The 13,157-nt window shown below is 73.5% G+C and carries 6 protein-coding genes and 1 pseudogene; 3 read left to right on the top strand and 4 right to left on the bottom strand.

What is annotated here, in order from left to right; all coding sequences use genetic code 11:
* Positions 1-24: 24 nt before the first annotated feature.
* From IE271_RS01760 to IE271_RS01750, 3 genes and pseudogenes are all read left to right on the top strand, one after another.
* Positions 25-586, top strand: a pseudogene (locus tag IE271_RS01760) (tetratricopeptide repeat protein).
* A gap of 259 nt (positions 587-845) precedes the next feature.
* The gene (locus tag IE271_RS01755) at positions 846-2,765 is read left to right on the top strand and encodes a hypothetical protein (protein WP_190188288.1); all 1,920 of its coding nucleotides are present in this window, start codon (positions 846-848) and stop codon (positions 2,763-2,765) included.
* Positions 2,766-2,882: 117 nt separating this feature from the next.
* Positions 2,883-3,575 (top strand): TetR/AcrR family transcriptional regulator, encoded by a 693-nt coding sequence (locus IE271_RS01750; protein WP_190188287.1) that lies wholly within the window; start codon positions 2,883-2,885, stop codon positions 3,573-3,575.
* A 75-nt stretch (positions 3,576-3,650) separates the two neighbouring features.
* Here the strand turns inward: IE271_RS01750 and IE271_RS01745 are convergent, their stop codons facing one another.
* From IE271_RS01745 to IE271_RS01730, 4 genes are all read right to left on the bottom strand, one after another.
* Entirely contained in the window at positions 3,651-4,007 is a 357-nt protein-coding gene (locus IE271_RS01745) for a 5-carboxymethyl-2-hydroxymuconate Delta-isomerase (protein WP_190188286.1), read from the bottom strand.
* Positions 4,008-4,172: 165 nt separating this feature from the next.
* A complete protein-coding gene (locus IE271_RS01740) occupies positions 4,173-5,870 on the bottom strand; it encodes a fused response regulator/phosphatase (RefSeq protein ID WP_190188285.1) in 1,698 nt (565 codons plus the stop codon).
* Between the two features lie 71 nt (positions 5,871-5,941).
* On the bottom strand, positions 5,942-11,359 hold the full coding sequence (gene pulA, locus IE271_RS01735; protein ID WP_190188560.1) for a pullulanase-type alpha-1,6-glucosidase: 5,418 nt from the start codon (positions 11,357-11,359) through the stop codon (positions 5,942-5,944).
* 283 nt (positions 11,360-11,642) lie between these two features.
* Positions 11,643-13,025 (bottom strand): alpha-amylase, encoded by a 1,383-nt coding sequence (locus IE271_RS01730; protein WP_190188284.1) that lies wholly within the window; start codon positions 13,023-13,025, stop codon positions 11,643-11,645.
* Positions 13,026-13,157: the final 132 nt, after the last annotated feature.

Here is a 13,157-nt window from a genome sequence, read left to right as displayed (position 1 = left end):
AGAACGAACGTGGTGCGGCCACGGATCCGCCCGTGCGAGGGTGGGCCCGTGACCACGACTGCGACGACGCCCGAGGACTGGGAAGAGCGCGTGACCGCCGCCCGGGCCGCGTTCGACGCCTACGGCGAGGAGCGCGCGGCGGACTTCCGCGCCGTGATCGACGGCCTGGTGGCCGAGCTGCCCCCGGACAGCCCGGCCGACCCCTTCGAGCGGGCCTGCGCCTGGGACCCGACCGGGCACTCCGACCGCGCCGTGCGCGCTCTACGAGGAGGCGCTGGCGCGCGGGCCGAGCGGCTACCGCGCCCGCCGGACGAAGATCCAGCTCGCCAGCTCGCTGCGGAACGTCGGCCGCGCGGAGGACGGTGTCGCCCTGCTCACCCCCGAACTCGACGCGCCGTCCGACGAACTGGACGACGCCGTACGCGCGACGCTCGCCCTGTGCCTGGCGAACCTCGGCCGCGAGCGCGAGGGCCTCTCCCTGGCCCTGGGCGCCCTCGCCCCGCACCTGCCGCGCTACCAGCGGTCGATGGCGAACTACGCGCGGGCGCTGGTGGCCCAGGACACGGAAGGCCGAGCGGCCTCCTGAGGACGCGGGCGGCGGCGCGGCGGGCGCACGGACGGCGGGCCGGGGCGCCCGGGGACGTGTGAGGCGACGGCGCGCTCGGGAACGCGTGAGGCGGGCGGCGCACGCGGGCGGTGGGCCGGGGCGCGCGTCCTGCGGTCCGTGCATCCGGTGCGTCGTGCGGCCGCAACGCGTCGTCTGCGACTGCCAGTTGACGATCCGGCCGCCGTGCGGCGGGCGCGGAGGTCAGTGACCGTCCGGCGGTTCGCTCGTTCTGCTGAACGTGCAGCCACAGGATGTCGTCACGCGCCCCTCCGCAGACCCGGTCGTCGACGTCGAGCGCGCCGAAGCCGCGCTCGTCGAGCACTACCCGCGGCTCGTCCGGCTCGCCTATCTGGTGCTGCCGCCGCGCCTCGGCCGCAAGCGCCGGGTGCTGACCGCGCACGCGCTCGTCCAGCGGGCCCTGCCCCGGGGCCGTGCCGGCGCCCAGGCACCGGCCGCCCCCGTCGTCCCGGCCCAGCAGGCGGCCGGCCGCCACGGCGACGCCGGCTACGCGTTCGTCCGCCTGCAGGTGGTGCGCACGGCGCTGGAGGCGGCCCGGCCGCTCCTGCGCGGCGGCCTCCCCAGGCGCGCGCAGCTGCCGCCGCTGCTCCCGCAGGTGTGGGGCCTGCGGCTGTTCCCGCGCTCCGGCGGCGCGGACGAACTCGCCCTCGACCAGCGCCTCGCGGCCCTCTCCGGACCGGCCCGCGCCGCCTGCGCGCTGCGCGCCCTGGAGCAGCTGCCCGACGCGTACGTGCGCGAGGTGCTCGCCATGGCCGGCGTCGACGACCCGGACGCGGCGCTGCGCGAGGCCGGCGACGGAGGGCAGGAGTACGCGCTGCTGGACTCCCCCGAGTTCGACCCGTGCTCGCTGCAGGCGCGGCCGACGGACCTGGTGGCCCGGCGCCGCAGGACGCGGGCGGCGCTCGCCGCGGCCGTCGCGGCGGCCGTGTGCGGAACGCTGCTGGCGCTGCCCGGCGACGGCTGGGGCTCCGACGGCCCCGCGGCGCCCCCGTACGCGCGAAACGCCGCCGCCCAGGCGGCCCTGGAACCGGACAGGCTGACCAGGGCCGCCCCGGCGGCGTGGAAGACGGCCACCCGGCGCGGCTTCGCCGTGTGGCCGGCACGCGGCGGTCTGACCGACGACAAGGCCCTGCTGCGCCGCGCGCTCGCGGTGTGGGCGCGCCCGGGCGCATCGGTGCGCGTCTCGGCGACCGCGGGCACCCCGGCCGGCGGTCCGGCCGGTCCGCCGCAGCTCCTGTACGCGGGCGAGGTCGACCGGTCGCGGGTCGTGCTGCTGTACGACGGGCTGCGCGTCGCCCGCTACGCCGAGCCGAGGAGCGGCACGAGCGGCGCGGCCCTGGACTTCGCGCGCGTGGACGGCGCGGACGGCGCCGAGGCGGCCGCGGTGGTCCTGGACCGCACCGACGGCAACGTCCGCTATCTGACGGCCCCCTGGGTGACCGGCACGGCCGTCCGCGACCTGCTGAAGCCCGGGAGCGGCGCCGCGCGCCTGGGCCGCTCGGCGGACGGTGTGACCGACCCGCTGGCGGGCCCCGCGGAGCGGACCGGCGCGTGCCGCTCCTGGAACGTGCTGGAGCTGACCGATGCCGGAGGCACCCGCATGACCTCCGACCTCGGTGAACTCGTCCCGGCGCACCTGACGTCGGGCCGCCCGGGAGCGCCGCAGGAGGCGGACCCGGCGGCCTGGTCGCCGCTCGCCTGCTCGCTCGCCGCCGTACGGGGCCAGGGCGTGCGCTCGGTGAACGCCTGGCAGTTCGCCGCGCAGCCGCTGCCGGACGGGAGCGGCACTGCGGCCTGGCTGTGCACGCGCGCCGAGACCTGGCGCGGCACCGGCGCCGGGGTCCTCGCCCAGTTCCGCACGCCCGGCGGCCCGTACGCGGCGGTGGCGGCCAGGGCCGCGGACTCCGCCGCCTGCGGCCCGCGCGACCCGCACGTGCTGGCGGGCGTGCTGTGGAAGTCCGGCACGGGCGAGTGGCACCTGCTGGCGGCGGGCGACCCGGACACGGCGTCGGTCGCCACGACGGGCGCGGTCGAGGCCCGGGCCGCGGGCAACCTCCTCACCGCACCGGCGGAGAAGGGCGCGCAGGCCACCCTGAAGGGGCGGCTGACGGACGGTCAGGAGATCACGGGATTGCGCTAGTCCTGGTGGGGCCACCCGCCCGGCGGGCCCTCTGCGTGAGCGTTTCGTGTCCCGTTGGCGAACATCTTGTGCGTGGCGGCCCGGTTGGCGGCCGATTCCGATCGGTAAAGTGTTCTTATGACAACCGGGGTGCGCCGCAGGATGGCCGTGGAGGAGCGGCGCCAGCAGCTGATCGGCGTCGCGCTCGACCTGTTCAGCCGCCGGTCGCCCGACGAGGTGTCCATCGACGAGATAGCGGCGGCCGCCGGTATCTCCCGCCCGCTGGTGTACCACTACTTCCCCGGCAAGCTCAGCCTGTACGAGGCCGCCCTGAAGCGCGCCTCCGACGACCTGGCGCAGCGGTTCGTGGAGCCGCACGAGGGGCCGCTGGGCTCCCGGCTGCTGCGGGTCATGGGCCGGTACTTCGACTTCGTGGACGAGCACGGGCCCGGCTTCTCGGCGCTCATGCGCGGCGGCCCCGCGGTGGGCTCGTCGACGACGAACGCCCTGATCGACGGCGTACGGCAGGCCGCGTACCTGCAGATCCTGTCGCACCTGGGGGTCGAGGGCCCGCCGCCCGCCCGGCTGGAGCTGGTCGTGCGCTCCTGGATCTCCCTCGCCGAGTCCACCGCCCTCATCTGGCTGGACGGCCGCCGCGTCCCGCGCCGCGAGCTGGAGGTGCAGCTCGTGCACGACTTCGGGGCGCTCGCGGCGGTGAGCGCCGCCCACGACGAGGAGATGGGCGCGCTGCTGCGCCGGGTCTTCGCGGACGAGCCGGCCGACGGGCCGTTCACCGACCTCGTCACCCGGCTCGTCGCCCTGGCGTCCTGACCGCGCCCGCCCCGGCGTCCCGGCCGCGCGCGGCGGGCGGCTCCCCTGCTCCCTGCGCCTCGGCGTCCTGCGCCCCTACTCCTCGGACTTCCGGTACGAGGCGTCCAGTTCGCGCACCTCGGCCGAGACGTGCAGGCCGCGGCCCGGCGCCGGCCTCACGTGCGCGCGCACCAGCTCCAGGACCGCCTCGGTCAGCCGGGCCTTGGTCTCCTCGCTGCGGCCCGGCAGCAGGGCGAGGCCGACGTGCACGATGTCGTGGCCCTCGCCGTCGCCGCCGACGACGTTGTCCTCCGTGGGCCGGAACCGGGTCTTGCACGCCTCGATCCGGGCGTTCGCGAGGTCGACGACCACCGCGTGCAGGGCGAGCGCGAAGCCCGTGCGGTCGAAGGCGCCGGTGAGCGACACGGGGTGGTCGACGGTGATCTGCGGCATGAGGTCTCCTGTGCGGATCGCGGGTGGCGGGTGCCGGGACGCGGGGCGGCGGCGGGCCCGTCCGGGACCGCCGCCGCGGACCCCGCGCCGGGCCCTGCCGTGGATCTTCACCTTCACGCCGTTCGCCGGGCGGCACAACCTCTTCCCGCATGGCGGACGCGGGTCTCACTCCAGCCGCAGCGCCAGCAGGGCGATGTCGTCCTCCCGGTCGCGCCCGAAGCAGTCGAGGAGCGTGTCGCACAGCGGGCCCACGCCCTCGGGGGCGTCGGCGGCGGCCGTGCGCAGCTGCTCCAGGGAGACCGACAGGTCCGTGCCGCGCGTCTCGATCAGTCCGTCGGTGACGAGCAGGAGCCGGTCGCCGCGGCCCAGCACGACCTCGGCCGGCGGCGGCCGGTCCAGGCCCAGGCCCAGCAGCGGCCCGGACACCTCGACGTACTCGGCGTCCCGGCCCTCGCGCACGAGCAGCGGCGGGATGTGCCCGGCGCTGGCGATGCGGGTGTGCCCGGTGGCCGGGTCGACGACGGCCATGCAGACGGTGGCCGTGGCGTCGGGGTGGTAGCGCTGGAGCATCCGGTCGAGCCGCCTCACGAGCCGGTTCGGCTCGGAGTCCTCCACGCAGTAGGCGCGCAGCGCGTGCCGGATCTCCACCATGACGGTGGCCGCCTCCAGCGAGTGGCCCACGACGTCGCCGACCAGGGCGAGCACGCCGTCGGGGGTCCGCAGGGCCGCGTAGAAGTCGCCGCCGATCTCGGCCTGCCGGGACGCGGGGACGTAGCGCACCACGACGTCGACGCCCGGCAGCTCGGGCAGCCGCTTGGGCAGGAAGCTGTGCTGGAGCGTGAGGGCGACCCGCCGCTCCACCTGGTACATCAGGAGCGGTTCGGCGGCGAGCGCGGTGGCCGTGGCGAGCCGGGGCACCAGGCCGTCGGGGTCGTGGTGGCCGCCCGGCCCGCCGTTGCCCGGCGGGGCGTCCACCGGGGTGGCCAGGCACACCAGCGAGGTGCCGTCCTGGTGCCGGGCGAGCACCAGCCGGGCGTCGTCGGGCACGGCGGGCCGGAAGAAGCCGCGGGGCCACAGCGGCGCGGGCACGACGATCCGGCGCACCCCGGTCCGTCCCGCCATGCCCCGCTGCATCAGCCGTCTCACGGCGTCGTACGCGCTGCGGTCGGGCGGGCCGACGCCGCCCGACCCCGGACTCCGCCCGCCGGCCCCGCCGACCCCGGCGGCGATCGGCGCCCTGATCCCGTAGGAGACGCCCGTGCGGGAGGAGCCGACGTGGAGTTCGCCGTCCTCGCCGAGGACGAACACCGCGGCCGGGCCGTCGGTGAGCCGGGCGGCGCCCTCGGCGGCGGCGTCCGCGAGTTCGCCCAGGCAGCGCGCCGCCTGCACGGCGACGATGGTCTCGGCGAGCAGCGTCAGCCGCCGGACGCGGTTCTCCGCCCCGCTGCGCATCCGGGCGTGGCGCACGGCGGCGCGGACGACCGCCTGGATCTCCTCGGGCTCGGCGGGCACCGTCAGATATGCCTCGCCGCCCACGTCGAGGCCCCGGCAGCGGTCCAGCGGCCCCACGGCCGCGGCGGAGAAGTGCACCACGGGCAGGGCGGCCATGGGCGGCAGCGCCTTGAGCCTGCGGCACAGGTCGAAGCCGTTCATGTCGGGCAGGCCGACGTCGATGAGCGCCACGTCGGGGAGGCTGCCCGCGCGCAGCCGGGCGTCGAGCTCGACGAGCGCCTCGCCGGCGCTGGCGGTCAGGACGACCCGGTGCCCGGCCCGGCGCAGCACCGCGCCCATCGCGTACCGGCCGGCGGCGGCGTCGTCCACCACCAGCACGGTGCAGTCCGTCGGCTCGCCGTTGACCTGCATGCGCCGTCCCTCGAAACCCGCTTCGGTGGGGCGGGCGCCGGAACCGGATCCCGCCCCACCAAATTAGTGCCCTAACGGGCGGCCCGGGTGAATACGGCGACAGTACGAGCGGGAACGGTGAAGGTGCCCGACGCCGTCCGGTACGCCGCCTCCTTCACCACGGGGTCGGCCCCCGCCGCCTGCACGGGGTGCAGGGCGTAGTCCGCGCCGGCCAGCGCGGCCACCCGCTGGTCACGCCGCTCGGGGGTCGCGTTGAACACCACGACCAGGTCACCGAGTTGCATCGTGATCACACCGGGCGTCTCGTCCCGGCCCGACAGCGGGAAGGACAGCCGCTCCTGGACCCGGTCGGCCGTGCCGAGCGAGAACGCCCCCTCCGACGTACGGATCCTCAGCAGATCGCGGTAGGCGGCCGACGCCCCCTCGATCTGCGGGCAGTCCGCCTTCACGGAGGTCAGCAGCGGCCGGGCGTAGGGCCACTTGGCCTCGTTGTCGGCGGCCGGCGGCAGGCCGCGCCCGAAGCCGTTGCCGTCCGCGCAGTCCCAGTGGATCGCGTTGAACCAGTCGCCGCTGTCGTAGGAGTTGCGGTCCAGGGACTTGGAGCGCAGCAGGTCGGTTCCGGCCTGGGAGAGCGCCGGGCCCTGCGAGAGGGCGGCCGTCGCCATCGCCAGCACCTGCATACGGGCCCGGTCGCTCGCGGAGGTGTCCTTCGGCAGCTTGAAGGCGAGGGCGTCGAACAGCGACTCGTTGTCGTGCGCGTCGGCGTAGGCGAGGGCGTCGCCCGGGGCCTGCGCGTACCCGGCGGGGGCGCCGTTGTAGTCGACCTGGGCGCCGGTGACCTCCCTGCCGTCGGTGCCGGTGAAGCGGTAGCCGGCGAGGCCGCCGGTCAGGCCCACCTTGATCAGGTCCTGGTAGTGCAGCAGACGGGCCCTCTGCTCGGCCGGGGTGCCGTTGGCGGACGAGGCGTTGGGGTCGGTGTAGAGGCCGGAGGCGAAGCCCTGGACGCCGGGGTCCTCGTCGAAGGGGCCGCCGCCGCGCACGGCGTCGCGGGCCCGGTCGGAGAAGGTCGCGACGCCGGTACCGGCCATGTTCTTCTGCGTGGCCTGGACGAAGCGCGCGTCGTCGGCGACCTCGCCGAAGTTCCAGCCCTCCCCGTACAGGATGATCGACTTCCCGTCGACGCCGTCCTCCGCCGCGGTCAGCGCGTCCAGGGCCTCGCGCACGGCGAGGATGTTGGCCTTCGGGTGGTGGCCCATGAGGTCGAAGCGGAAGCCGTCGACCTTGTACTCCTTGGCCCACGTGACGATCGAGTCCACGACCAGCTTGCCCATCATGGCGTTCTCTGTCGCCGTGTTGGCGCAGCAGGTGCTGGTCGCCACGGAGCCGTCGGCGAGCAGCCGCTGGTAGTAGCCGGGCACGATCCGGTCCAGGACGGAGGTGTCCGCCTGGCCGCTCGCGGCGGTGTGGTTGTAGACGACGTCCATGACGACCCGCAGGCCGTCCTCGTTCAGCGCCTTGACCATCTGCCGGAACTCGACCGTGCGCCGGGTGCCGTCGGGGTCGGTCGCGTAGGAACCCTCGGGGACCGTGTAGTGGTACGGGTCGTAGCCCCAGTTGTAGGCGTCCTTCGCGGCGGCCTTCGCCACGCACTTCTGCTGCTCGTCCGAGTCGGGCGCGTAGGAGGCCAGGTCGCAGTCGACGGTGGCCCGGTCGGCCCTCCGCTCCGGGATCGTGGCGATGTCGAAGGCGGGCAGCAGGTGCACGTACGACGTACCGGACTCGGCCAGCTTCCGCAGGTGCTCGGAGCCGTCGCTGTTCTTGTCGGTGAAGGCGAGGTAGGTGCCCCGGTGCTCGGCCGGGGAGGTCTTGTCCTCCACCGAGAAGTCCCGGATGTGCAGCTCCTGGATCTGGGCGTCCTTGAGCGGCACGGCCTTGGGCTTGGTCAGGTCCGACCAGCCGCTGGGCGCCAGGGACCTGTCCCCCAGGTCGACGACGAGGCTGTGCTCGGAATCGGTGGTCAGGGCGACGGAGTACGGGTCGGTGACCTTGTTGGTGACGATCTTGCCGACGGTCGGCGCCCACACCTTGACGACGTACCGGTACGGCTTGTTCTTCCAGGACGAGGGGCCGGTGACGGACCAGACGCCGGTACCGCCGTCCCGCTTCATGGCGACCGTCCTGCCGCCCAGCTCCAGCGACACGGACCGCGCCGTCGGCGCCCACACGGCGAGCGTGGGCCGGCCCTTGCGGTCGAACGTCGGCCCGAGGTCCGCCTCCGTCGCGTCGTACAGGTCGTCGAGCACCCCGGCGAGCTGCACGCCCGTCGCCGCGAGCACGGCACCGTTCGCGGCCTTCTGCGCGGCCACGACCTGGCCCTGCAGCGCCTCGCGCACCCGGTCGCGGTCGCGCGGGTCGACGGTCCAGGCGGTGTACGCCTTCAGGTGCGGGAACTTCTCCTTCTGCGCGTCGGTGAGCTCGGACCTCGACAGCCGGAGCACCTTCGCGTCACCGGTCAGCGTGCCGTTCTCGACCGCGATCGACCCGTCGCGCGCGTACAGCAGCTGGGTGGACGCGGCGCTCGGGCTGCCGTCCCAGGCGAGGGTGTCCCGGTCGATCCAGACCGCCTCGGAGGTGGTCAGGTCCAGGGCCGCCGCACTGCCCGCGGGCTGCGGGAGCAGGTACTCCTCCTGGCCGCTCACCAGCCACACCTCGTGGCCGTCGGCCTTGAGGTCCAGCGCCCGGTCGCTGGGGAGGTCCTTCTCGTCGCCCTTGTGGATGATGTAGCCGAGGTTCGTGGCACCCTCGGTGAGCGGTACTTCGAAGACAGCGCCATAGGCGTCAGTCTTCACCGGCTGCAGGGGCTTCGCCCAGTCCGTCGGATTCGCCGCGCCGCCCCAGACGTGCAGTCCCCAGCCGTCGTAGTCCCCGTCGGCGCGGTGGTAGTGGAGGACGGCCCTGGTCTTGTCCTGCTCGGGGTACGCGCCGGAGGGCCGTTCGGTGAGCACGGTCTCCTTGCCCTGCTCGATCCAGACCTCGCCCGTCCTGGTGACGTCGACGGTCCGGTCGGCGGAGACGTCCTTGTTCCCGTCCTTGTCGATGACGAGGAAGCTCACGTTCGAGGCGCCCGGCTTCAGCTTGACGTAGGCGAAGGCGCCGTACGCGTCCCGGCCGGTGAACGGGTGGCTCTCGGGCCAGGTGGTCGCCTCGCCGTCGGCGAGGTCGCCCCAGGCGTACAGGCCCCAGTCGTCGTAGTCGCCGTCCTCGCGCTTGTAGTGGACGATCGCGTAGTCACGGGACGACGCGGTGGGGACCTCCCCGTCGGGCGGGGTGCCGGTGGTGGAGGCGGCCGTCGCGCTCGCCGTACGGCCCGCCGAGTCCACGACCACGGCCTTGTAGCGCAGGGCGGTCCCGGCCGGGACGTCCTTCCCGATGGTGTGGGTGACCTTGTACGGGGCGTGGTCGGCGGAGCCGAGGACCTGCCACTTGCCGTCGCCGGTCCGGGCGGCGAAGACGACGCGGTCGAGCTGCCCGCCGTCGACGTCCGCCGTCAGCTCGACGGTGCCGGTGGCGCCCGCGTCCGGGGCCTTCAGGGTCACGGACGGCTTGGTGTCCGGCTTGCCCAGCCGGCCGGCCGCCTTGAACACGACCGACGAACCGGCCGGGACGGTGACGGTGACCTTCTTGTCCGAGCCGCTCCTCACGGAGGCGTCGGTGCCGTGGATGCCGCGGAACGTCATGCCCGCGGAGCCGGTCGCGAACGTCGCCGTCTTCGCCTCGTCCGCGTTGTTGAAGGCGACGACGTACTCGGTGCCGGTCCTCGCCTCCGTGCGGGAGAAGGCGTACACGCCCGCGCCGTCGGCCGCGTACCGCTCCGTCTGCACGCCGTCGGCGAGGGCGGGGTTGGCCTTGCGCAGCTCGGCCAGCGCGGCGATCTGGCGGTAGAGCGGCGCCTTGGTGTCGTAGGCGTCCTCGGCGTGGGTGCGGCCGGTGCCGAGCAGGTCGTCGTCCAGGTAGTCGGCGACCTTCGAGGCGAACATCGTCTGGCGGCTGTCCTTGTCGCCGCCCGCGCCGGTGAAGCCCTGCTCGTCGCCGTAGTAGACGACCGGGTTGCCGCGGCTGAGGAACATCAGCTCGTTGGCGAGCTTCGCCCTCTTCACCAGCTCGGCGTCGGAGGCGTCGGCGTCGTCCTGCTTCAGGAAGGTGCCGAAGCGGCCCATGTCGTGGTTGCCGAGGAAGGTGACCTGCTCGTACGCGTTGGCCTTGTCGGTCGTGTACTTGTAGTCGTCACCGAAGAGCGCGGCCAGCTTCCGGGCGCTGCCGCCCTGCGAGGCGTACGCGCGGGCCGCGTCCTGGAACGGGAAGTCCAGCGTGGAGTCGAGCCGCCCCTGGGTGACGTACGGCGCGGTGACCGAGGTGTCGGCGGAGTAGACCTCGCCGAACATGAAGAAGTCGTCGCGGCCCTTCTTGGCCGCGTACGCGTCGAGTGCGGTGGCCCACTGGGTCCAGAACTCCATGTCGACGTGTTTCACGGTGTCGATCCGGAAGCCGTCGATGTCGAAGTCCCTGACCCACCGCTGGTAGATCCTCTCCATGCCCCCGACGACCTCGGGACGCTCGGTCCACAGGTCGTCCAGGCCGTTGAAGTCCCCGTACGTGGCGGACTCGCCGGCCCAGGTGGAGTCGCCCCGGTTGTGGTACATCGCCGGGTCGTTCAGCCAGGACGGGACCTTGGCGTCCTTCTTGGCGGCGGGCACGGAGGGCGTGTACGGGAAGGAGCCCGTGTCGGCCTTCGGGAACTTCTTCCTCCCGTCCGCGTAGTCGGCGTCGTCGAAGGGCTCGCCGTCCTCCGTCAGGTACGGGAACGCGCCCTTGGAGAGGTACCCGTAGGACTTCTCCTCGTAGTCGACGACGTCGGCGGTGTGGTTGGTGATGACGTCGAAGAAGACCTTCATGCCCTTGGCGTGGGCCTTGTCGATCAGCTTCTCCAGGTCGGCGTTGGTCCCGAAGTGCGGGTCGACCTGGGTGAAGTCGGTGATCCAGTAGCCGTGGTAGCCCGCCGAGGCGTTCTCCCCGGTCCCCTGCACGGGCTGGTTCTTGAAGATCGGGGCCAGCCAGATGGCGGTGGTGCCGAGGCCCTTGACGTAGTCGAGCCTCTTCGTCAGGCCCTTGAGGTCGCCGCCCTGGTAGAAGCCCTTGTCGGTGGGGTCGTACCCGGTGGACGCGCGCGAACCGGTCAGGCCGCCCTTGTCGTTGGACGGGTCGCCGTTGGCGAAACGGTCCGGCAGGACGAAGTAGAACTGCTCGCGCGTCAGGTCGTGACGGGCCGGTTCGGCCGCGAGCCTCGCGTCCGACGGGGGCGCGGGCGGCGCCGCGGCCTGTGCCGCGAGCGGCTGGACGAGGGTGGCGGCGAGCGCGGCGGCGGCCACGGCCGCGGTCCGCCCGCGGTACGCGGCGCGGCGCGTCCGGGGCGCCGGCCATCTCGGTATCAGGGCCACAGGTGTGAACTCCTAGCGACATACGGCTCTTGTGGGTCCGACCCCTGCGCCGGGACGCGGACTGCTCCGTCCGGCGCGGCGTGAACGTACCGCCCTCGCAAGGCTTACAGCAAGATGCTTGCAAGTAACGGAAAGAGTTTTCTTCCGAGGTCACGGGTGGGACCCCGGTGTCCGGGGACGCCGGAGGCCCGGCCCGCCGGGAAGGGGCGGGCCGGGCCGGCGGTGCTCGCGTGGCGCCCGTGCGGCCGCCGCCGCTACGGCCGCCGCGCGGGAGCCGTCAGCAGCTCGTCCTGCCGCTGTGGACGGCCAGCGCCGTGTGGGCGCCCAGGGTCGCGGTGAGCTGCCCGGACCCGTTCACGGTCACCGTCGTGTTGTTCTGCACGTTGCAGTACGTGCCCGCCGGGAGCGAGGTCTGGTAGGTGCGGGTCAGCGACGAGGACTCGTGGTTGACGGCCACGAAGCCCTTGTTCCCGCGGCCGAACGCGATCGCGTCGCCCCCGTTGTCCCACCAGTCGGTGACCGCCTGGCCGCGCGTGGCGTTGCGGAAGGCCACCATCGACTGGATCTCCGGCCACGCGTGCTGGCACTTCCAGCCGTCCTGCCAGCAGGCGTTGACGGTGCCGCCGTTGGGCGGGCCCGCGTCCGTGTCGGAGAACTCGTAGCCGGAGTTGATGTCGGGCGCCCCGTACGGCCAGGCCAGCATGAAGACGTTGGCCAGGGTGTAGGCGGCGTTGTCCTTGTAGGTGAGCGTGGAGCCGTTGCGCTCGGTGTCGTGGTTGTCGACGAAGACGCCCGCCGACGAGCTGTTCAGGTAGCCCCAGCCCTCGCCGTAGTTCTTCAGGTAGGCGAGGTTCTCGTTGGTGAAGACCCGCTTGAGGTCGTAGGCGTAGCGGAACTCCTGGACGTCGCCGTTGCCGGTGTACTCGGTCGGCTGGACCGCCTCCCCGGCGCCGTGGATGACCTCCTGCTTCCAGTACGCGGAGGGGTTGGTCAGCCGCGACCTGATGTTGGCGAGGTCGGCCGCGGGCATGTGCTTGGCCGCGTCGACGCGGAAGCCGTCGACCCCGAGGGAGAGCAGGTCGTTCATGTACCCGGCGATGGTCCTGCGGACGTACTCCTCGCCGGTGTCCAGGTCGGCGAGCCCGACCAGCTCGCAGTTCTGCACGTTCGCGCGGTCCTGGTAGTTGCTGATCCGGCTCGTGCAGTTGTCGAAGTCGTACGACGAGTACAGACCGGGGTAGTTGTACTTCGTGTACGAACTGCCGCCGGTGCCGGTGCCCGAGCCGGCCGACATGTGGTTGACGACCGTGTCGGCGACGACCTTCACGCCGGCCGCGTGACACGTGTCGACCATGTTCTTGAAGGCGGTCCGGTCGCCGAGCCGGCCGGCGATCTTATAGCTCACCGGCTGGTACGAGGTCCACCACTGCGCGCCCTGTATGTGCTCGGCGGGCGGTGAGACCTGCACGTATCCGTAGCCGGCGGGGCCGAGGCGGTTGGTGCACTCCTTGGCGACGGAGGCGAACTTCCACTCGAACAGGACGGCGGTGACGTCCTTGGTTCCGGGGGGCGACGCCTGGGCGGTGCCCTGCGGTGCGGCCACGACGGCCGCGGCGCCGGCGACGAGGGCGAGCGCCGCGGCGAGGGATCTCTTGATCATCTGGTCCTCCTGCACAGCCTTGTGCGGGTGGGTGGGGGGATCGCACGGGATCGCGTCCGGCTCCTCGGACGGTTCGGCCGTGAACGGATCCGGATGTGAGCGGGACCGTATCCCTTGCAGGCAAGTTTCAGC

The sequence above is a fragment of the Streptomyces minutiscleroticus genome, from assembly GCF_014650875.1.
GTDB lineage: Bacteria > Actinomycetota > Actinomycetes > Streptomycetales > Streptomycetaceae > Streptomyces > Streptomyces minutiscleroticus.
This window is presented reverse-complemented; position numbering and strand designations above follow the sequence as displayed.